General features: G+C 59.6%; 19 protein-coding genes. 4 read left to right on the top strand and 15 right to left on the bottom strand.

Features of this window, described 5'->3' with window-relative positions; genetic code table 11:
* Position 1: 1 nt before the first annotated feature.
* The 3 genes from tsaE to glmS all read right to left on the bottom strand — a co-directional run bounded on the left by tsaE (position 2) and on the right by glmS (position 3492).
* A complete protein-coding gene (tsaE, locus tag HMPREF2875_RS12545) occupies positions 2-466 on the bottom strand; it encodes a tRNA (adenosine(37)-N6)-threonylcarbamoyltransferase complex ATPase subunit type 1 TsaE (protein ID WP_070673523.1) in 465 nt (154 codons plus the stop codon).
* Entirely contained in the window at positions 456-1553 is a 1098-nt protein-coding gene (gene alr, locus HMPREF2875_RS12540; RefSeq protein WP_070673522.1) for an alanine racemase, read from the bottom strand. The genes tsaE and alr overlap by 11 nt, the downstream gene beginning before the upstream one ends.
* A 67-nt stretch (positions 1554-1620) precedes the next feature.
* On the bottom strand, positions 1621-3492 hold the full coding sequence (gene glmS / locus HMPREF2875_RS12535; protein ID WP_070673521.1) for a glutamine--fructose-6-phosphate transaminase (isomerizing): 1872 nt from the start codon (positions 3490-3492) through the stop codon (positions 1621-1623).
* A gap of 152 nt (positions 3493-3644) precedes the next feature.
* Here glmS and HMPREF2875_RS12530 point away from each other — a divergent pair, with 152 nt between their 5' ends.
* On the top strand, positions 3645-4475 hold the full coding sequence (locus HMPREF2875_RS12530; RefSeq protein ID WP_070673520.1) for a dienelactone hydrolase family protein: 831 nt from the start codon (positions 3645-3647) through the stop codon (positions 4473-4475).
* A gap of 64 nt (positions 4476-4539) precedes the next feature.
* Here the strand turns inward: HMPREF2875_RS12530 and HMPREF2875_RS12525 are convergent, their stop codons facing one another.
* The 4 genes from HMPREF2875_RS12525 to glmM all read right to left on the bottom strand — a co-directional run bounded on the left by HMPREF2875_RS12525 (position 4540) and on the right by glmM (position 8593).
* Entirely contained in the window at positions 4540-4758 is a 219-nt protein-coding gene (locus tag HMPREF2875_RS12525) for a hypothetical protein (RefSeq protein WP_070673519.1), read from the bottom strand.
* A gap of 355 nt (positions 4759-5113) precedes the next feature.
* The gene (locus HMPREF2875_RS12520; RefSeq protein ID WP_246817121.1) at positions 5114-6787 is read right to left on the bottom strand and encodes a zinc metalloprotease; all 1674 of its coding nucleotides are present in this window, start codon (positions 6785-6787) and stop codon (positions 5114-5116) included.
* Between the two features lie 8 nt (positions 6788-6795).
* A complete protein-coding gene (locus HMPREF2875_RS12515; protein ID WP_070673666.1) occupies positions 6796-7107 on the bottom strand; it encodes a hypothetical protein in 312 nt (103 codons plus the stop codon).
* A 142-nt stretch (positions 7108-7249) separates the two neighbouring features.
* The gene (gene glmM, locus HMPREF2875_RS12510; RefSeq protein ID WP_070673517.1) at positions 7250-8593 is read right to left on the bottom strand and encodes a phosphoglucosamine mutase; all 1344 of its coding nucleotides are present in this window, start codon (positions 8591-8593) and stop codon (positions 7250-7252) included.
* A 142-nt stretch (positions 8594-8735) separates the two neighbouring features.
* Between glmM and HMPREF2875_RS12505 the strand changes: the two genes are divergently transcribed.
* The 3 genes from HMPREF2875_RS12505 to HMPREF2875_RS12495 are packed head-to-tail and all read left to right on the top strand — an operon-like array spanning position 8736 to position 10512.
* On the top strand, positions 8736-9284 hold the full coding sequence (locus HMPREF2875_RS12505) for a hypothetical protein (protein ID WP_070673516.1): 549 nt from the start codon (positions 8736-8738) through the stop codon (positions 9282-9284).
* Positions 9281-9835, top strand: a complete 555-nt coding sequence (locus HMPREF2875_RS12500) for a hypothetical protein (protein WP_141754636.1) — start codon at positions 9281-9283, stop codon at positions 9833-9835. The genes HMPREF2875_RS12505 and HMPREF2875_RS12500 overlap by 4 nt, the downstream gene beginning before the upstream one ends.
* Entirely contained in the window at positions 9832-10512 is a 681-nt protein-coding gene (locus tag HMPREF2875_RS12495; protein ID WP_070673514.1) for a hypothetical protein, read from the top strand. The genes HMPREF2875_RS12500 and HMPREF2875_RS12495 overlap by 4 nt, the downstream gene beginning before the upstream one ends.
* On the opposite strand, the gene HMPREF2875_RS12490 is transcribed toward HMPREF2875_RS12495, so the two are convergent.
* The 8 genes from HMPREF2875_RS12490 to eccCa form a co-directional block, all read right to left on the bottom strand.
* Positions 10509-11177 (bottom strand): hypothetical protein, encoded by a 669-nt coding sequence (locus HMPREF2875_RS12490; protein ID WP_141754635.1) that lies wholly within the window; start codon positions 11175-11177, stop codon positions 10509-10511. The genes HMPREF2875_RS12495 and HMPREF2875_RS12490 overlap by 4 nt on opposite strands.
* A 9-nt stretch (positions 11178-11186) precedes the next feature.
* Positions 11187-12599 carry a hypothetical protein gene (locus tag HMPREF2875_RS12485; RefSeq protein ID WP_141754634.1) on the bottom strand — a complete coding sequence of 471 codons (1413 nt, stop codon included), beginning with the start codon at positions 12597-12599 and terminating at the stop codon, positions 11187-11189.
* 228 nt (positions 12600-12827) lie between these two features.
* Positions 12828-13364: a 30S ribosomal protein S9 gene (rpsI, locus tag HMPREF2875_RS12480; protein ID WP_070673511.1), complete on the bottom strand. Its 537-nt coding sequence runs from the start codon at positions 13362-13364 to the stop codon at positions 12828-12830.
* Entirely contained in the window at positions 13364-13807 is a 444-nt protein-coding gene (gene rplM / locus HMPREF2875_RS12475; RefSeq protein WP_070673665.1) for a 50S ribosomal protein L13, read from the bottom strand. The genes rpsI and rplM overlap by 1 nt, the downstream gene beginning before the upstream one ends.
* 426 nt (positions 13808-14233) lie before the next feature.
* A complete protein-coding gene (locus tag HMPREF2875_RS12470) occupies positions 14234-14521 on the bottom strand; it encodes a WXG100 family type VII secretion target (protein ID WP_039673789.1) in 288 nt (95 codons plus the stop codon).
* 54 nt (positions 14522-14575) lie between these two features.
* Complete coding sequence (locus tag HMPREF2875_RS12465; RefSeq protein WP_039673786.1) at positions 14576-14893, bottom strand: WXG100 family type VII secretion target; 318 nt, start codon at positions 14891-14893, stop codon at positions 14576-14578.
* A gap of 181 nt (positions 14894-15074) precedes the next feature.
* Positions 15075-16175: a type VII secretion-associated protein gene (locus HMPREF2875_RS12460; protein ID WP_070673510.1), complete on the bottom strand. Its 1101-nt coding sequence runs from the start codon at positions 16173-16175 to the stop codon at positions 15075-15077.
* Entirely contained in the window at positions 16165-19884 is a 3720-nt protein-coding gene (eccCa, locus tag HMPREF2875_RS12455) for a type VII secretion protein EccCa (RefSeq protein ID WP_210388200.1), read from the bottom strand. Before eccCa ends, HMPREF2875_RS12460 begins: the two co-directional genes overlap by 11 nt.
* Positions 19885-19977 lie beyond the last annotated feature (93 nt).

Raw genomic sequence — 19977 nt, 5'->3', positions numbered from 1 at the left:
ACTAATTCACCCATTTCCACGAAAAAACACGGCTATCATCCTCTGCGTCACGATTGATCGAGACGAACAGATAGGAATCCGACAGACGCTCCATGAAGCCACCACCCCATTCGGCAACGACAACGGCGTCGTCGATATCGGTGTCCAAGTCTAAACCGTCTAACTCTCCTAATGGATCATCAGAGTGGTCAAGGAGGCGGTACGCATCGACGTGAACCAACGCCGGCCCGCCCACGAGTGAAGGGTGTTCCCGAGCAATGACAAATGTCGGCGAGGTCACCCTCCCCTTTACTTGCATACCACTGGCAATCCCCTGGGTAAACGCTGTTTTTCCAGCTCCCAGAGGCCCATCTAGAATGACCAAATCCCCGGCTTCCAGCGCTGCACCGAGATTTTCCCCGAGTGCGTAGGTCTCTTCAGCTGTAGCGGCGATATGAGTGCCCTCGTGGGGAAAATCACTTCGCATTGTTATCTCCTTCACGGTAAAAGCGCTCGGTGCGCCCGGTGGGGCGGCATACAATTTCATAGTTAATCGTCCCCGTCGCCTCCGCGAGCTCCGTTGCACTCATACCGCCCCTCCCGAAAATGACGGCACGATCCCCCGCTGTAACTCCGCGCTCATTGGCGCCGAGGTCCACGATGATCTGGTCCATACACACGCGCCCCACCTGCGGGTAAAGCTCGCCGCCGAGGCCTACCTTGAGCGCTCCCTGAAAGGCTCGCGGCAGACCATCGGCGTAGCCTACCGCCACGGTGGCGAGCTGGCGGTCGCTATCGGCGGTCCACGTCAGCCCGTAGCTTGTGGATTCTCCCTCCGAAATCGGCTTCACCGCCACCACGGAGCTTTCCCACGTCATTGCTGGTTTAAGTCCATGGTCGCGCCCAGCAACGGGTTCTAGGCCATACAAAGCCACGCCGACGCGCGCTTGGTCAAAACGTGCGGAAGGACGCGTAAGTACCGCCGGGGAGTTAGCCAGGTGGTTCACTGGGCATTCGAGGCCTACGCCACGGGCACAGGCCAGAGCTTCCCGGAATTCTGCCTCTTGGTGGTCATTGTGCGGATGCGCCGGCTCGTCTGCGCACGCAAAGTGGGACATGAGGCCGTGGACGGTGAGGGTGGGGACGTCGCGAAGCAGTGCGAACGTCTCTTCCCACTGCTGCTTGTCGACGCCCAATCGGTGCATCCCCGTCTCCACCAACACGAAGACCTCGGCGCGGCGCCCAGTGGCAATCAGCGCACGGGCGTGCTCGAGAGACGGGATACCGATCTGAATGCCCGCATCCAACGCCGGCGTGAGGTCCTCCTTCGGATCCCACAGCCACGCTGCGATGGGGGTCTTTGGGATAACGCCACGCAATGCCACCGCCTCCTCCAGCGTGGCTACGCCGAAGGAATCTGCACCTGCTGCTTCCATGACGGGAGCGACACGCTCGTTGCCGTGGCCATAGGCGTCCGCTTTCACCACGCACATGAGGCGGGCTGGGGCCGCCACGTCCTTCATGTAGGCGACATTATGGGCAATGGCATCGAGGTCGACGGTGGTTTTCAGCATGTCCCTTATTGTGCCACGAGCGGGCAGGAGCCTTAGACTCGCTGCCCGCTCGATGGGGAGTGTGGATTTATTCCACGGTGACGGACTTCGCTAGGTTACGCGGCTGGTCGACGTCGTAGCCCTTGGCGGTGGCCACACCGCAGGCAAAAATCTGCAGCGGGACGGTAGCGAGCAGGGGCTGCATGAGCGTCGGCGCCTGCGGGATACGAATGATGTGGTTGGCGTAGGCCTCGACGGCTTCGTCGCCTTCCTCCGCAATCACGATGGTGATGGCACCACGGGCGCGGATCTCCTGGATGTTGGAGACCACCTTGGAGTGCAGGGAATCACGACCGCGTGGGGACGGAACGATAACGAAGACCGGCTGGCCTTCCTCAATGAGGGCAATCGGGCCGTGCTTAAGCTCGCCGGCAGCAAAGCCCTCTGCGTGGAGGTACGCAATCTCCTTGAGCTTCAGCGCACCTTCAAGTGCCACCGGGAAGCCGACGTGGCGGCCCAGGAAAAGTACCGACTTCGCGTTCTCCATGGCGTTGGCCAGATCGTAGACCTGCCCCTCATTCTCGATGACCGCCTCGACCTTGTCCGGCATGGCGCGGAGCTCGTTGAGTACCGCGGTGACCTCGTCGGAGAACATGTTGCCGCGCAGGCGCGCCAGGTATAGGCCCAGCAGGTAGGTTGCGGTGATCTGTGCCAGGAAGGCCTTGGTGGACGCCACGGCGATCTCCGGGCCGGCGTGGGTATACAGTGCGGCATCGGACTCGCGCGGGATGGAGGAACCCTGGGTATTGCAGATGGCAATCACCTTGGCTCCCTGCTGGCGGGCATGGCGCACGGCCATAAGGGTATCCATGGTTTCGCCCGACTGCGACAGGGCCACAACGAGGGTCTTTTCGTTCACGATGGGGTCGCGGTAACGGAACTCGTGAGCAAGCTCGACCTCACACGGAATGCGGCACCAGTGCTCGATGGCGTAGCGCGCAACGTGACCGGCGTACGCGGCGGTACCGCAGGCAATGACGATGATCTTGTCGATGGACTTGAGCACCGACTCATCGATACGGACTTCGTCGAGTACCAGGTTGCCGTTCTCATCCAGACGGCCCAGCAGCGTATCGCGCACAGCAGCAGGCTGGTCGTGGATTTCCTTCTCCATGAAGGAGTTGTAGCCGCCCTTCTCAGCAGCTGCGGCGTCCCACTTGATTTCAAAAGGCTTGCCCTGTGCAGGCTTGCCGTCGTAGTCAGTGATTTCAATCTCGTCCGCGGTAATGGTCACGACCTGGTCATTGTCCATTTCCACGGCGGACTTGGTGTAGTCGATGAAGCCAGAAACATCCGACCCCAGGAAGTTCTCGCCCTCACCCAGGCCGATAACCAGCGGCGAGTCACGACGCGCTGCCACAATGCGGTCAGCCTGGTCAGAGTGAATGGCGAGGAGGGTAAACGCGCCTTCAAGGCGAGCACAGGTCAGCTGCATCGCCTTGGTGAGGTTCTCACCGGCCTCGTTGTGGAAGACGTCCCCCAATAAAGTGGCGGCGACCTCGGTATCAGTTTCGGACACGAAGTTGTGGCCCTTGGCCTCCAGCTCGTGCTTCAGCTCGGCGAAGTTCTCGATAATGCCGTTGTGTACGACGGCGAGCTTGCCGCCATCCACCACGTGCGGGTGGGCGTTGAGGTCCGTCGGTCCGCCGTGGGTGGCCCAACGGGTGTGTCCAATGCCCAGGACCGAGTCCTTGAGCGGGCGGGCTTCGATTTCGGCTTCGAGCGCCGCTACCTTACCGGCTTTCTTGCGCCAGCCGATGCCACCATCGGCGTACATGGCAACGCCCGCGGAGTCATACCCGCGGTATTCGAGTCGGCGCAGGCCTTCCAGCACGACGTCTTGGGCATAGTAGTCACGACCATCAGTGTTATGGCCTACATATCCAACAATTCCACACATGAAACTGGATTTTACAGCACGTATCACCATGTTGACGGTCTGGGAGGGGCAGTTTTCTGCCGCGGGCCTGACCTTTGCAGAATCGCTTTCTACTCCCCCTCCCTACGGCCTATTCCACCTGTGCGGGCAGTCTTTCCTCTATTCTGTAAAGCGTGTCTGCGAATTTGAAGAAGCATCTCGGTACGTTGTCCAAGCGCGGCCCGCACCGCGTCCTCGTTGGTGACCTGTCTTATGCAGGAATTGAGGGCAAGGTGTACACCCCGTCTGAAGGAAAAGGCCTGCCTGCTGTAGCCTTTGCCCACGATTGGACGAAGAGCATCAAGGATTACCACGCTACGTTGCGCCACCTTGCTAGCTGGGGCATCGTCGTTGTTGCTCCCGATACGGAAACCGGTGCTTTTGCCAAGCACCGCAACCTCGTTGCCGACGTCGAATCTGCCCTGCAGATTGCCACCGGCGTGAAACTGGGTGCGGGCAAGATTTCGGTGTCCGCCTCCAAGTTGGGCGTCGTCGGCCACGGTATGGGCGGCGGCGTGGCCGCACTCGCAGCCGTGGATAACCCCAAGGTCCGTGCAGTAGCGGCCCTCTACCCGGCTGACACGTCACCGTCCGCGGTCAAGGCCGCCCCCACTGTGAAGGCACGTGGTCTTATTATCGGCGCGGGCCAGGATGACATCTTCCGCGCAGGTAACCCCGCCAAGCTAGCAAATGCTTGGGGCGGACCGGTGGCCTACCGTGAGATTGCTAAGGGCACGCAGTCTGGTTTCAGCGAAGATAAGTTCTTCAAGCTCGCGCTTGGCTCCGGCTTTTTCCAGGGCTCTGCGGTGGAGACCGCCCGCGGTCTCGTCACCGGGTTCCTTCTTAGCGAGCTAGCGGGTGAGTCCAAGTACGACGCTTTCGCGGCTGCCGACGCTTCCGCTAAGGGCGTGGAAAGCTTTACCGGCGAGGCTTTGGCCAAGCGCGCCGGCTTCGAACGCGACTAAATGCGTTTCAACTAGAAGGCGCCGCAAGGCGCAACTCTTCCTTCAGCTAAAGCAGGACGGTCAGTTATCCGTCCTGCTTTAGTCTTTTTAGCTTAGGGACTTCAAGAAAGTACCAGGCAATAAGTGCAATGCCCGGCAGAATCAACTGAGCGGCCGCCCACAGCTTTATGTGCGCCATATCTCTGTCGTATTTAATCTCAATGCCAAGCACAACAAAAGCCACCAAGAGGTAAAGCATGGGAAGAACGCCCCACAGGACGTCATAAAGCCAAGGCACTGTCATGCGGCATTCTCCTCACCCTGGTTGATACGTGCAGTAGTCAGCCACCTCACAGTATCACCTGTGACTACGAGGAACCAGACTTGTTTCTCGCTGCTGCATCAGCTGCGCCTGAGCACCGATTGCACTTGACCACGCGGGCGGTTCTGGCCCTGTCCCTGGCTTTGTCCATGCATAACGCCTCTAGAAGCTGGACTTCGTCCCTGTCTTTCTGGGTGCGTTTGGGCTTGGGTAGCGCGCTGCGCAGACTTTTCTAGGTCTTCCTGTGCTTTGGCCATCACCTTTTCAAACTCCAATAACCGAGCTGCGGTGCGCTCACGGAACCCGCGGGCGAATTCATCAAAATCGTTATGCGGCATTACCACTGCCCTGCCTTTCGTGCGTGTACGGATGGAGGTTCTGAACTTGGTGCATCGTGAACATCATGCTGTTCAATGGGCGAAGCTGTATTTGGTTCTGGGTCCGGGGCGGCGGGCGCGGGAGCCTCAGCCGCCTGTACATGTGCGATTTTCTCCGGCGGCGGAGTCGGTTCCGGCACGGTATTGAGTTCCGGTGGTGGGGCGATCACGCCATCATCACTAGGAGGCGCCGGCTCGGGTTCGGGCGTAGGCGCCGGCTCAGGCTCTGGTGCGGGTTCCGGCTCAAACTCCGGTTCAGGCAAGTTCTCAAAGAAATCCTTTGCGGCATCAGCCAGAAGCCCCAGCCCCACCAGAGCAATGCCCACGCCAAGGATTCCCAAAACACCACTGCATGATTGTTCAGGAGTGCATTCCTCTTCATCGGCAGCCTCTTCCGAGTCTTCGCAGTCCTCGATGTCCTCTTCTACCGTGTCAACATCCTCTGACTGCTCGGGTTCTACTGGCTGTTCTGAAGGTATCAATTCCTCCGAAGGAACCTCCTCTACCGGAATTGGTGTTCCCGCATCTGCTGGCGTGGTAGTGCAGTCCTGCTCCTCCTCACTCTTTTCACTCTTGTCGCAGCCACAAGAGTGAGCGTCCTTCTCTTCCTGATCCTCCTGGCAACCACAAGGTTTCACGGTGTCCTCAGCTGAATCAGGCTCAGGCTCTCGTACTGGTTCTGGAATCTTCTCCTCTGGCTTCGGCGTGACTACGCTCTGTGGGGTGGTCTCCGGTGGGCACGGCTCGGACACCTGCTGGGGCTCTGTCTGTGGATCGGAGTCCTTTTCTGGGGCTGGCTGCTGTGGGGCTTCGGGCTTAGCAGGCGGCTGCGGTTTCGGAGTCGGTTCAGACTCCGAGGGTTCGCTTGGGGCAGGTGGGCTCGACGGAGCAGATGGCGCAGCAGGCTGAGCAGGCGCAGTCGGCGTGGCTGGCGCGGTTGGCTCACATGATTCAGGGGCTGGCTGCGGGCACTCCTGCTTTTCCTCCTCGCGGCCGCACTCGGGGTTTGGAGGTGTTTCGGGAAGCTCGCGCTCACACACCTCACTGCAGCGCCTTTCAAACTCGCAATAGCAGTTCTCTATAGCGGTGTCGCGGTCACGACAGGTCTGCGTGATCGTGTCATTTGTGTGTTCAATGAGGTCGCTGCCAATCGATGAAATCCCAGGCGCAATGAGTTTGCCCAACGGGTGACGCTGCAGCAGCATTGTCAGGATGTTGAGCAGCGGAATGACTGCAGAGATGAGCTCCACCAAAGCGGAGTCGGAGACATCGACAACATCCTCAATAGCATCCGAGCATTGCTGCGCGGACTCTACAAGGTCATCGGCCTCGCGGCGTTCCTCTTCAAAGTCATCCTGAACGCCGCGTAGATGCTCCATAATCGCACCCCCAGCCAACGACAGAACGGTTCCGAGGAGGAATTCCTTCAGCCCCCTACCACCGCCATCTGGGCGGCGGGCTCCCATTGCGGAGGCAGTGCTGGAAACAAGGTCCTCGGTGTTGATTCCATCGACCGAGCCGACCATATCCCCTAACAGCCCAATTGGTGTTCTGGGGCCGGCGTAACTGCCCATGCTCGCGGCCTGGAACTGAGACACTGCTTGTGAATAGTCCCCCAACAGGGACTTCGCCATTGTGGACACTAGTTCACCCCCGAGGTCTGCGCGCCTAGGTGGCCAGCCAGGCCACGATCTACATCGCCGAAGGCGTGCAGCTGTGCCCGGGCAGCATCAGCCGTCGCAGACATATTGTTCAAACGCCACGCGCCGCGCTCATGCAACCGGTTGAGGAGGGCTTGGATCTGAGCCCCGTGTCCGCCAAAGTCCCTGCCCGCAGACGCCTGCGGATAAACAGGTACATCACTCCGGTGGGCATCACTCTGCATGGCGGTTTGGCCAATAACGGTACTCAGAAGCTGCGTAGCTTCATCCTCATCAAAAAATACGTCGGGCATAAACGCGCCCTCCTTCTCGTCCACAACGAACAGTTTTTCCTGCCCTTATTGGACTGAGAAAGCCTCCCCTCGGTTCCCCCACCACCCACAAAACACAAAACCCCAGGCCGCATGGCCCGGGGTCGCAATTGAGTGAAGCGAACTAGACTGCGGAAACCACTGCAGCGAGCTTGCCCGCCACTTTGCGGGCCTGTTCCTCCTCAGCGGCTTCAACCATGACGCGGAAAAGTTCCTCGGTACCAGATGGTCGCAGTAGCACTCGGCCAGTATCGCCAAGCTCCGCCTCCGCAGCAGCGATGGCTTCCTTGACCTCGGGGGCGTCGAGAATCGCAGCTTTATTAGATACCGGAACGTTGATGAGAACCTGCGGCAGTACGGTCATGACCGAAGCCAACTCTTTGAGGGACTTTCCGGATTTGGCCATGCGCGCCATGATGGATAGGCCGGTCAGCGTTCCATCACCGGTGGTGCAATCATCCGGAAGCACAACGTGGCCGGACTGCTCGCCGCCCAAGGAGAAATCGCCGCGGTTGAGCTCTTCAAGCACGTAACGGTCACCCACAGCGGTCTCCTTGACCTTAATGCCCTGCTCCTGCATAGCGATCTTGAGACCGAGGTTGGACATCACGGTAGCGACCAACGTGTTAAAGCGGAGGTCATTCTCCTCCTTCATGCCCACCGCCAACAGGGCCATAATCTGGTCACCATCGACGACATTGCCCTCAGCATCCACAGCTAGGCAGCGGTCGGCATCACCGTCGTGCGCCAAGCCCAAGTCGGCGCCGTGCTCCACGACGGCCTCCTGTGCCTTATCGATGTGCGTCGAACCGCAGTCTTCGTTGATGTTGAAAGCATTCGGCTTGTTATGGATGGCAATAACCTCAGCACCTGCTGCGGCGTATGCTTCCGGCGCCACCTTGGAGGCTGCACCATTCGCGGTATCCACGACAACCTTGATGCCGCTCAAATCTGTGGTGACCACCTCAGCAAGGTGCTTGAGGTAGCGCTCGCGACCCTCCGGCGCTTCAGAGATAATGCGGCCAATCTTAGTCGCCGTGGGGCCGTCTTCCTTGAGATTGTCCATGGCAGCCTGGATGCGATCTTCGACCTCATCTGGCAGCTTCTTGCCACCGGCGGAGAAGAACTTAATGCCGTTGTCCGGCATCGGGTTGTGGGAAGCAGAAATCATCACGCCAAGATCTGCCCCAAAGTCATCGGTAAGGAACGCGATGGCCGGAGTAGGCAGTACACCGACACGAACGACATCGACGCCACGCGATGCCAAACCCGAGGCAATCGCCGCATCCAGCATCTCACCGGATACGCGAGGGTCACGGCCAATAATCGCGAGCGGGCGGCGCTCATAGGATTCACGGTCTGAAGTAAACACTTCCGCCGCAGCCTGGCCCAGGCGCAGTGCGAGAATCGGGGTGAGCTTCTTGTTCGCGAGGCCGCGAACTCCATCGGTTCCAAAAAGTCGAGTCATAGCTCTTAATTATGCCCTCTAAACCCCACTTACCGCAGGTTGGGGCTCTACACTCGTTCAGAGGCTGAAGCACATTGCCGTGCACTGGGGAAACTCCCCGATTGACGCGCGCGGCGTGCCAACTTCTGCTTGAATATTGGACATGGCGGACGCAAAAGGCGTGATGAGCCGCACAGGCTCAAAGGGATTTCGAGCCCTCAAGACACTGACAGACGGTGTAATCACCAAGTTCAACATGGCGGCACTCGCTGTCGCAGCTGTCTTTCTTGTGCTTGGCAATACCGAACCAGCAAAAACTGAGGATCCTACGACCATCACTCCAGGTGAGACGGTAGAAGTAACGCCGGCCCAGGTGGTCTTCGATAAGCCGCGCATAGAGGACGGCCAAGTCCATGTCACCGCCACTGTACTCAATACTCAGGACGCAGCATTTTCGGACTTCCAGAAGATGTTTACGCTGACCAGGAATGGTGAGCCCCTACCAATTGACCAGTTTTCCGTGTCACCATCCCTACACAATGGGCCGGTAACGGTAGCCAACCCCGGGGTCCCCTTTGCTCTTGACATCATCGTGGATGACGTTCCCGGGACGGTGCTCACCCTCAACGACCTGACGGTACGCAAATCTAGGTTGGACATGTCCTACCGCTGGTTTGACCCCACACCCGTAGCAGAGATGGAGTTAGCATGACGCATCGCAAGTCTTCCGCTCGGCCCCTGCTCAACCGTAGAAAAGTACCGATGGTCGCCGTGGCCGCAGCGATCACCTCACTTGGCATTTTCATTAGTGACCAGATGCCGAAGCCACGTGATGTTGAGTTCGCCCACTTTGAATACACGGACGAAATCCCTGGGCACACGCGTATCAGCCAGGTAGAAGCCCATACCCGCCCACTGGCTGCTGCGGAATACGCAGAATTTACCGGCACGCTACCCGAAGGCGAAGAGCTCAACGAGCTATATGAAGTTGCCATTGACTTCACGCTGGAACGCACGCACACATACCCCTTGATTCCCAAGCTGGAAGACTCCCAAGGGCGTGTTTTCCGCACGTCTTCCCCACAATGTGACACTGAAGTGACCTCTTTACCCATGACGTGCACCAGTATCTTTGTACTTCCCAAAGACTCACTGGGGCCTGCCACTCTGGAGCTAGAGGTAGAAAACGTCCTCGGTGATTTCCACCAGCAGCCAGTGCCTATGGGCAAGGAGCTTCACACCGCCGTGGAGGTTAAAGCATGACGCAACAGGTCACAGCATCAAAAAAGCACTCAAAAGCCTGGTGGTGGGCAGCAACAATCCCAGCACTCGCTGTGATGGTGGCGGCTTCCTCCTCGGTCATGGTGCACGGCTATCGCCCACTGTCAGTGCATTCGATTGCTCAAGCAGGCAAGCAGGAGCCGGTTGAGTTCAGTTTTGATTACCAAGTGGATAAAGACACCGTTCAGCGCTCCGCAACAGTCGAACTCACCAGCCTTGAAAAAGCTGAGCCTGCGGAATTCGGCACTGCGTATGCGGAGAAAAACCTTATGGATCCGCCTCAGCTTCCAACAGACTTAGAGCTTTACAAAGCCACCGTGGCATGGCACGCAGATCCGGAAAACCCACTCGAAGGATGCGAGGTGGGACTTCGGAATGCCGAAGGAATCGAGCAACCTGTCCGCCTCGTGGTTTCCCCACAAGATGCGCCGGTCGATTTTCCCGCTGCTTTTCCCAACTTGTGCGAACCAGAAGGCGCAGAAGGTCCGATGGCGATCAATCCGTTTGAATTAGATGCCAACATTCTCCCCGAGCCCAGCAAGCGCCCAGAGAAATGGGAAATGACGTATTACTTCGTCACTACCGTCGGGTTCGCTCCCACAGAGTTATTCATCACCTGGGGTGCCCCGCACGAAGTTCGTTTGGGCACGGGCTCTTAGAAGCCTTCTCCGCTCACAACCGCCTCGATGTCCTGTGCGCCTGGGTCTGTCTTGTTCCAAGGCCAGGACACCAAAATCTTTTCTTGCGGGTAGTAAACAAAGATGTCACCGCCACCAAATCCGTCTTTGCCCCATTCATTGACAAGGACCTCTGGCTGCGTGCCATTCGCTTCACGAACAGTCCGGGTTGATGTTTGGAACGTCTCATCGTGGAAGTCGGGCAGGGCGCGGTAAATTTTCTCTGCTTCCTCCCCCATGACGACGCTCCGCGAGCTATGGAACGTCATGAGTCCTTGTTCATCCTGTTCCTTGGTAAGCCACGGTTTGCAGGAATAGCCATGTGCACCTTCGAGCAAAGCATTCGTTGACATAAGCGCGGTTTCAGTACATAACGCAACCTTCTCAATAAAGGTCTCTGGTAGTACGTCTGCGGTCTCAGGGCGCAGGTTCACAATGTGGTCTTCGCGCAGGTCTGGGCGTGCCAGCTCATCACCAGATTCATGTCGTTCGATCTGTTCCACGGTGATTCCACCAACGACCAGAACCGCTGCAATTACCACAGTGAGGATATTGAGTTTCCGTGAGCTCATCTGCCCGGAAGAATCAGTAGTAGCCTCCGCGCGGTCCACCTCGGCGGATTGAGAGTTATCCGTAGTCTGCGTCACCTGTTCCACCTACTTCTCTCCTGCCGGAGCCGCCGCTGCGGCTGATTCGGTTTCTGCTTCCGGCGCTTCATCTACATCACCATCGGCTTCTTCATCCAGTTCTTCCTCTGTGGCATATTCCGCGTTGAGGAAGCGATCCAGCGCGGCCACAACGAGAGGTAGCGCCACGATGAAATAGACTGCGCGAGCCACAACCAGAACATAGGGCTCCAGACCAATCGTGATGATCCCCAAGGCCATTGGCTTAATGATGGCGCGCAGGGCATAAATCACGCCCAACTCTGCGGCTGATGCCAGAACAAAGACGAAGCAGAATGTCAGCATCGGGACTACTCCTGCAACGGTCAGCGTCTTGAAGTTGCGCCACGCACTGCGGAAGGGTCCCACCACTGGCTGCGCAGCGTTGTCGAGCATGTCACGAGTCGTGCGGAATGCTGCTTCAGAGTAGCGGCGGCCGTACTCGGCCCACATCTTTTGCTCGGCATGCGGGGAGAGCCTGCCTCTTTCAGCGGGGCCTTCAATGGGGGCATCAGCCACCGTCTGCTCTGGAGGAACCGTGTCCTCCGAAGGGGACTTCTTGTCTTCTTCCCTAGTCAGACTCGTGTTATACACCACCGCACCTAAGGTCAACCAGGCGAAAGGAACGACGATGAAATTGCCCATCTGCGCCGCGTTGCTCCACAACCATCCGATCGGAGCGCCAATGATTCCTGTGTGCTCAACTATCCAATCTTTGGCGCTCACAATTGCATCCCATACTGGGCCAATGCCTTGGCGGGTGAGGATCCACGTACGGACCTTGTCTAGATTGCTGCTGATGCTGAGCGACGCCGTGGCCATCCACAGAATCTCAAGGTAGGCCGCGGCAGTAGCCATGCCGAAAGCGCGCTCTCCTAGTTTGAGCGCACCAATGAGCTTGCGCAGAACAAGGATGGAAAGGATAAAGCCAGCAAAAAGCCATCCAGTACTAATGAGGGAGCGCCCGAAGTCATAATCCACAAAGCTAGTGGCCACCTCAATGGTGATGCTGTCGTACACAAACGTGCGCCCGTCATCACGCAGCAATCCATGGGAAGAATACACGGTGAGGAACGGAATGAGCAGGCCGCCGACGGTCAGAAGCGTGGTCTTATCCAGCTTGGTAAAGCGGGTCTCGCCGCCGAAAAACTCCATGGACGGCTGCATGATCCAGAAACAGATGATGACACCTGTCATCACAGACAGCGGCGCAAAGGGGAAGATCAGGGTAGCCGCTAGGGGCGAAACTGAAGAAACAACAACTGCCAGCCACAGCACCGCACCGCGTGCTGCCAGCGATAAGGCAATCACGGTAACCAGCTGCGGCAGATAGCGCCACAGCAGCTTCGCGGCATCGACAGGAACTGCCAGCGCATCCCTTACGCTTTCCACAATCACATTCACGCCGCTTAGTATAAGTAGAATCACACAGCTGCGCTGCACGAACGGGAAACTTACCGGGTTACTCCCCATGGGAGTAAGACCAAGACAGGCAGCGTGTTAATAGCGTGAGATTGGCAAGCCTCTCCCGAAGCACCTATAGAAAGCCGAGAGCAAGCTCTATTAAAACGGCGAAAGCCGCCGCCTCCAATAAAGGAAGCAGCGGCTTTCGGACAATGCAGTAAGCGAAGATTAACGCTTGGAGTACTGCGGGGCACGACGTGCCTTGTGCAGACCAGCCTTCTTGCGCTCCACGGCACGAGCGTCACGGGTGAGCAGACCAGCCTTCTTGAGGGCCGGGCGGTCAGCCGGGTTGTAGACGTTCAGTGCGCGGGCAATAGCCAGGCGCAGGGCGCCGGCCTGACCGGTCGGGCCACCACCGTGGACGGTGACCTTGATGTCGAACTGGCCATCACGCTCAAGGATGGTCAGCGGCTGCAGGATGTCCTGCTGGTGCAGCTTGTTCGGGAAGTACTCGTCAAAGGCACGGCCATTGACGGAGATGTTGCCGGAACCAGCAACGAGGCGAACACGAGCGATGGCGCGCTTACGGCGACCAACGGTCTGGATCGGGCCCTCGTGGATAGCCGGGGCAGCAGTCTCAACCTCAGCCTCGGTATCGGTTGCCAGGGAATCACCAATGGTGTTGGTGAACTCTTCGGTAGCGGCGGTTGCTGCAGCGATGTCGGCAGCGTCGGCTACATTGTTGTCGATGTTCTGCTCGGTCATTACTGTGCCACCTGCTTAAACTCAAAGGTTTCCGGCTTCTGGCCGGCGTACGGGTGCTCCTCGCCCACGAAAACGTGCAGCTTCTTGATGGAGGCGTTGGAAAGCTTGTTGTGCGGCATCATGCCCTTCACAGCTTCTTCGATAACGCGGACCGGGTTGGTGTCCAGGGACTGACCAAGGGTCATGGACTTCAGGCCGCCCGGGTAACCGGAGTGACGGTAGCGCATCTCGCGCTCGCGCTTGTTGGAGGAAATGTGGATCTTGTCCGCATTCAGGATGATGATGTGGTCGCCGCAATCAACGTTCGGTGCGTACTGAGGCTTGTGCTTACCGCGCAGCATGTCAGCCACGGTGGAAGCGAGCTTGCCCAGAACCACGTCGGTAGCGTCGATGACGTACCACTTGCGGGTGATGTCACCGCTCTTCGGGTGGAAAGTAGACAAAATGACTCCTTGAAAGTCTGTCTCGGAACTGCCGGCCATCGCTATGAATGCCCATACGCGGATACATACAGCGGCCGGTGGAGACCTGCAGCCCGCGCGCACCCCCTCAACGAAGGTGCGGACACATAGGTGTTTCACCTTAGTACGCAGCAGGTTAAAAACCCAAAACGCCGATATCGCCCCCCGCCAACGTTTCCCCGCCCTGTGAATGGACATGGGGGAATCAGAGGGAAGAAACGTTGACGAGAAGCGATACCGGCGCCTTTCGCACAGCAAGCAGTAGTTCCCACGCACGAGTTGATGGCGGTGCGTCCAGCTTCTCCTCATCCCCTTCTTCCGCGCCATTCACCGCTCATAATTGTGAATGGGTAATGAAGAAGGGTGCTTAGGATCCAGCCTGCTGCGAAAGACGTAGATTCGGTCCGCTTAGCCCCAGCTAGCGGCGGCGCGGCGGTTGACGTCACTCATGTTGTCATTGCCCTGAGAGACAGTCTGCGAGATAGTAGCGAGCACGGTGTTGAGTTCTGCGGCCGCTTTGTCCCACTTAGCCTGCGCAGCGTTGTAGGCGGTAGCACTTTCGCCTTCCCAGGTGGAAACCATGGGCTGCAGGGTGGACTTAAGGTCACCGAGAAGGCCATTGATGCGGCCGGAGGTGGAGTTGATGTCAGCGGCGGCACCGGCAATGGCGCCAAACTGGTACTTGATTCCAGACATGAAATATTCCTTGCGTGTAGTTCAGTGAATTAATGGTGGTTATTCGGTGCGTCGCTAGAGGGCCAAGCCCGCGCCGCCGACGTTGTCGAAGGACTGGGCGTTATCAGCCTCAACAGAATCAAAGTTGCGAGCGTTGTCGCGGATGTTTTCGCTGATAGAGGTCAAGGCCTCACGCAGTTGCTGCGCGGAGGTGTTGTAGCGCTGCATCAGGTTGTCGAAGGACACCTGTGCGCGGCCGGACCAGCTGGCACGGACCGAGTCCACTACGCCCTGCAGGCGGGTGAGCTCTCCTTGAACTTCATCATTGGTGGAGTCAACGCGGCCGGCGGTAGCCACCATGACGTCGGCTTCAGTGCGGAAAGTTTGAGTCATAGTATTTGTCCCTTTCTGTATCCCTTCGTGGGGCCAATCCCTTCAGTACAAGGGCTTTTAGTTGGTGAATCTGTCCCCCGAGAAGCACCCTGTTGTCCTTCTCATCTTTATTGGACTGAAGCTGCGCTCCATCGGTTCCCAGCCCTTCCAAACTTTTTATTTTTTCTTCAAGTCGGCTGTGCTATTCCTTCTTGACCAGCGATTCTGCCGCCATCCGGCAGGCAGCTTTCTGTACTACGTTGGGCTCAAACTTGGTGTGACATCCCACCGACATCTGATGGCCTTTGTCTTCCCACATCATCCACGTGACCCGTGAGCCATCGCCGGGATCCTCGGTATAGGACAGACGGCCAGATTCCTCGGCTGGGTCGTGCAGCGCCGGATCGGACTCAATCTGCTGAGTGATTTCGTCAAAGAGAACCTCCACCGGCACGTTGAAGAGCGGATCCGCTGCCAGAAGGATGCGCAGGTTCGGGTCCTCCCCTGCGGCAGTGACGAGGCCATCCTCCACACTGGTGCGGAAGCCCTGGGGCAAGACTAGGGACATACCTTCGACCTCGATTGCCTGCTGCCCTGGGCGCAACTGCTGGCTGCCGGACTCTTCTGTCGAAGAATCCTGGGTATCAGCGGTGGCTGTCACTGGGGCTTCCACCGCGGAACCGGGTGATGGCGACGCGCCGGCAGAGGCGGTGGCGGTGGAGTCGTCGTGAGCCGAGCTTGCTGCAAGGGCTGCATCCTTGCGTCCCACCGCCCACCACGAGACCCCAGCCACCAATAGCACCATTACGGCTATGGCGATATAGAAGGGGTCGATATCAAGCGGGAACCGCGGGGCCGCAGCGCGGTGTGAACGCCGCAGCCGGCTGTGGCTAGGTCTGCCCGGGGCGAGGCCCTCATCAGTGACGGCATCATCGCTGTCTGGCAGTGCGCTTCTTCTCACCGGGGGCGGCGGCGCGGGTACGGCTGGCGGTTCAGGTTCCTCAACGCTGGCTCCTGCGGCACGCAGCTGGCGGCGCAGAATAGCCACGGCTTCCGAACTGATTTCAGTTCCGGATGGATCGTCGATGACATCAACGGTGACGTCCGGCCAGTCCGCTCCGCAAATCTTTTCCACCTGGTCAAGGACAGTGTCCAGGGCCCATCCCTCTACAATGCCGGTTCCGGGGAGGTCATAGCGGTAGACGGTCTCGGGGCCTTCATAGATGGTCGCAGCATCAAGAACCGTCACCGTCAAGGTCGTCGTGGGGGCGCTGGTGCTGCGCAGCGCGTGGCTAGTAGTCATGATTATCTCCTGAATGAGTCGTGTCTGAATCAGTTGTGGGGTCAGCTGGGCTAGATTCGTGCGGCACATACACCTGGGCCAGGCCTTGTGCCGCGCCGCGGACGACCCATTGGCCACGTCCTGGTGGCAGGGCGGTGGGTTTGATGCCGAAGATGGCGCCTTCGTCACGGTCGGCGTCGAGAAGCAGCAGCGCCGGCTGCAGATCACGCACGGCAGAGAGGAACTGTCCGAACAGTGCGCGGCCAATGCCGCCGGACTTACGTGCCAGGACCAGGTGTAATCCCACGTCCCGGGCATGCGGGAGAAGTTCCAGCAGGGGCGCGAGTGCAATCTCGCTGACCAGGTCCAGGTCATCGATGACGAGGAAGATCTCAGGGCCATCCCACCAGCTGCGCGCAGCAAGTTGCGCGGGAGTAACCTCCGGGCCGGGCAGGCGCTGTTCCAGAGTGCGGACGGTATCGATGATGGTCTGGGTTGCCGCGCTTGCCGACGCCCCGTACGCCGCCACCATCTCCTCCTCCAGCGTCCCCAAATGTGCGCGGCGCTCGTCGATGACCACCAGGCGCGCCGCTTCTCTGCCCATCCGGCTAATACCCGCCAGGATGACGCTGAGGAATTGGGATTTTCCGGCGCCCTGCGAGCCGATGCACACAAGGTGGTGCTGCGTCGCCGGATCCCACGTGAGAACCTCGAGGTCGGGACCACCAATTCCCCATGCGATGCCCCGAGGTGTCACCCCGTCGGCAGGCTGGGGCAGATCCGTGAGAAGCGCTGGCAACATCTTGAGTGCTGGCACGGCTTCTGCATCCGCATGGACTCCGCAGATGTGGGCGATGTCTTGCGCGGAAGTCGACGCGAAAAGGAGGTTCTCCCCCGCCACCGTGATACCGCGCCCAGGTGCGGCCGGAAGCTTCTGCTGCGCTTTGCGGTCAATCAGGGAATCCATAGCCTCGCCCAAACGCAACTCAAGGCGCGCCGAGATGAGGTCACGAATAGACGGTCGCAAGCTGGTCCAGCGCGCAGCAGCAATAAGCACGTGGATGCGAGCGGAGGCGCCATCGGCCACCAACTGGGTAATAGGCTCAGACAAGTCCTCAAAATCTGCGCCTGAGGTACCGATGTGGTGCCAGCCATCGACGATGAGGAAGGTGTGGCGTTCTTCCGGCCGGCGGACAAGGCCGGCCACTTCGTCAACGATGCGCCGTACCTTTTCAGGCTCGTCGCGGCCGGCAACTCCCGCCACGTGTGGCAGGCGTTCTAAGACGCTGAGCTGTCCGCCACCGAGATCGATGACGTAGAAGCGAATCTCCGTTGGCGAATGATTCAGTGCCAGGCCTGCGACGATGCTGCGCAAGGCCATAGACTTTCCTGACTGTGGTCCGCCGCACAGCGCTAGGTGTCCACCGCTCGTGGTGAAGTCCACGGTGAGTGGGTCCTGACGCTGGTGGTAGGGGCGATCGATGAGTCCGACCTCCGCGCGCAGCCCGGCGCGCGTGTCGCTGGCCAAAGCCGCCACGGCAGACAGTTCCACCAGCGGTGGCAGCGGCGGCAGCCAGATACGCCGTGCTGCGTGGCCGCGCTGGGCTGCTTCATCGCGGGCGGCGCCCACCACGGTGGCCAACAGCGTGGTAGAGGAATCCACGAGCATCGTGTATTCCGATTCTTCCTCCACTGCCTGCCAGCCAGTAAACAGTTCGACGCGCGACACTGCGCGGCTACTCCCTTCGCGCACCACCCGGCGCGTGACCGGACCTGAAACATAGGAGGCCTGGAAACGGGTTGGCGCATCCGCATCGGTCTTGAGGTAGCCCGCGCCGGGTTGGGCTGGCAGGTGGTAGGCATCAGTTACGCCAAGGACTTGGCGGGATTCGCCAGCGGAGAAGGTCTTCAAACCGATGCGATACGACAAGTGGGAATCAAGACCGCGCAGGCGGCCTTCTTCCAAGCGCTGGGATGCCAAGAGCAAGTGCACATGGAGCGAGCGGCCAAGCCTGCCTACCGCAACAAAAAGTTCAGCGAAATCTGGGTGCTGGCCCAACAGTTCGGAGAACTCATCGACCACAATGACCAACGCAGGAAGTGGGCCGTGTTCGCTCACCGCGTCGTCGGAGGCGTTGAACTCGCCGACGTTGGCAAAGTTGCCGGCCTTGCGCAGCAACTCCTGGCGGCGGTTCATCTCACCAGAGATGGCGTCATACATGCGCTCCACCAGGGTGGATTCCTCTTCCAGGTTGGTGATGACCGCGGAGGTATGCGGCAATTCATCACAGCCAAGGAAGGTCGCGCCACCTTTGAAGTCCACGAGGACGAGGTTGAGCTCATCCGGGCTATGCGTGGCGGCAAGAGCGACGACGAGTGTTCTTAAAAGTTCCGACTTTCCACTGCCGGTTGCGCCGATGCACAGCCCGTGCGGCCCCATGCCTCCCTGGGCGGATTCTTTCAGGTCCAAGAACACGGCCTGGCCGGAGTCGTCTACTCCAATGGGCACGCGCAAGCGCTCAGAGGGGGTTCGCCCATGCCACATTCCGGAGGCAACGAGCTCGTCGACGTCCCGATAGCCCACGAGTGTAGGCAGGTCGGCATCGCGCCCATGCCGCGGGGTCGAGCCGGCGTCGCTGCCGAGAGGCCGATGGTAGGGCGCTAGTTGGCGCGCCCACAACAGCGCGCTGGCGGCATCGATATGCTCGCAGCGCCCTAGGTTCTCCTCGCCCGCGGCGGTCACCACGGAGAGCGCGTCTTCGGTGTGCAGGTAAATGCCTTCTTCCTCGGCTCTTCGGCCCAAATATGAATGCGGTGTGACACCCACGGCGAGGGTGACCGTGGGGTGGTTGAGGGGGACGTCGGCAAGCGCGGCGGGTCCTTCCGTGGGGTCGTCCTCGACGACGCGAATGCAAAAGTGCGCCTGCTCCGGTTCGCGGGTATGCGGCAGCCACTTGAGCCAGTCCCACTCGTTGCCGTCATACTCAATCCCCACGGTCTCTGGGCCGTGGAGCACCGCGAGGTGCAGCAGCATCGCTCGCGCTACCCCCGCGGCATCGTCCCCGGCCAGACCCACGATAGGAAAGGCCTGCAGCTGGATGACCACGGGCATATCCGCCAGCGTTCCTACCGCCCGCACGGTCTGTCGCACGCTCACCGCACAGACCGGATCGAGGTCCTCTGCCGCACCTGAATCCGGCACAGTGATGGGCGTACACAGCGCCATCGGGCCCGTTCCTACCCGCACCTCCAGCGCATCGGGTGCATCAGGTCCTCGTTCCCACAGGCGCGGGCTCGTGATGAGCGCGGCCGCCTGGCGCGGCGTGGGATTGCGGTGTTCCTCGTGAGCGCGCTGCGCTTCCCCACGTTCCACGGCCTGTTCCCGCAACGCCTTAAGGTGGCGCAGGTAGGTGCGCCGCGTTTCATCCGGATCCTGGCTACCACTTGATGGATTGAACATCATGGCCATGCTGGCGAGCATCATGAGCGGGAACATCAGACTCATGGGACTAATCCGGCGCCCGTCGCCTGCACCCAGCACCATGAGCGCCACCATGCCCAGCATCGCCGCAATCATGACCAGCGGCATCATCAGGCGCACGAGCGGCACCGGCTGGGCGCGCACAGCCTCAGGCACAGCCTCGGCTTCGATAGTGCCCTGCGGTAGTGGCGGCGCTGGCTCCCGATAAGCTGACGGCCCCGAATCAACGACGCGTGTAGGTACGCGCATGTAAAAGTCCTTCCCCCCGAAGTACTCCACCGCCTCCTTCAGCGGTGGACAGCGTGCCACTAGTAAGCCACAATGAACGGCAATGGGCAAGGG

Origin of the sequence: Corynebacterium sp. HMSC078H07, assembly GCF_001812805.1 — a bacterium.
Taxonomy (GTDB): Bacteria; Actinomycetota; Actinomycetes; order Mycobacteriales; family Mycobacteriaceae; genus Corynebacterium.
This window is presented reverse-complemented; position numbering and strand designations above follow the sequence as displayed.

Coding starts and splice junctions, on each gene's coding strand:
- HMPREF2875_RS12495 (WP_070673514.1), top strand. CDS start 9,832: ATGACGCAACAGGTCACAGCATCAAAAAAGCACTCAAAAGCCTGGTGG.
- HMPREF2875_RS12520 (WP_246817121.1), bottom strand. CDS start 6,787: ATGGCGAAGTCCCTGTTGGGGGACTATTCACAAGCAGTGTCTCAGTTC.
- HMPREF2875_RS12465 (WP_039673786.1), bottom strand. CDS start 14,893: ATGACTCAAACTTTCCGCACTGAAGCCGACGTCATGGTGGCTACCGCC.
- HMPREF2875_RS12505 (WP_070673516.1), top strand. CDS start 8,736: ATGGCGGACGCAAAAGGCGTGATGAGCCGCACAGGCTCAAAGGGATTT.
- eccCa (WP_210388200.1), bottom strand. CDS start 19,884: ATGCGCGTACCTACACGCGTCGTTGATTCGGGGCCGTCAGCTTATCGG.
- rpsI (WP_070673511.1), bottom strand. CDS start 13,364: ATGACCGAGCAGAACATCGACAACAATGTAGCCGACGCTGCCGACATC.
- HMPREF2875_RS12525 (WP_070673519.1), bottom strand. CDS start 4,758: ATGACAGTGCCTTGGCTTTATGACGTCCTGTGGGGCGTTCTTCCCATG.
- tsaE (WP_070673523.1), bottom strand. CDS start 466: ATGCGAAGTGATTTTCCCCACGAGGGCACTCATATCGCCGCTACAGCT.
- HMPREF2875_RS12500 (WP_141754636.1), top strand. CDS start 9,281: ATGACGCATCGCAAGTCTTCCGCTCGGCCCCTGCTCAACCGTAGAAAA.
- HMPREF2875_RS12470 (WP_039673789.1), bottom strand. CDS start 14,521: ATGTCTGGAATCAAGTACCAGTTTGGCGCCATTGCCGGTGCCGCCGCT.
- HMPREF2875_RS12460 (WP_070673510.1), bottom strand. CDS start 16,175: ATGACTACTAGCCACGCGCTGCGCAGCACCAGCGCCCCCACGACGACC.
- glmM (WP_070673517.1), bottom strand. CDS start 8,593: ATGACTCGACTTTTTGGAACCGATGGAGTTCGCGGCCTCGCGAACAAG.
- glmS (WP_070673521.1), bottom strand. CDS start 3,492: ATGTGTGGAATTGTTGGATATGTAGGCCATAACACTGATGGTCGTGAC.
- HMPREF2875_RS12515 (WP_070673666.1), bottom strand. CDS start 7,107: ATGCCCGACGTATTTTTTGATGAGGATGAAGCTACGCAGCTTCTGAGT.
- alr (WP_070673522.1), bottom strand. CDS start 1,553: ATGCTGAAAACCACCGTCGACCTCGATGCCATTGCCCATAATGTCGCC.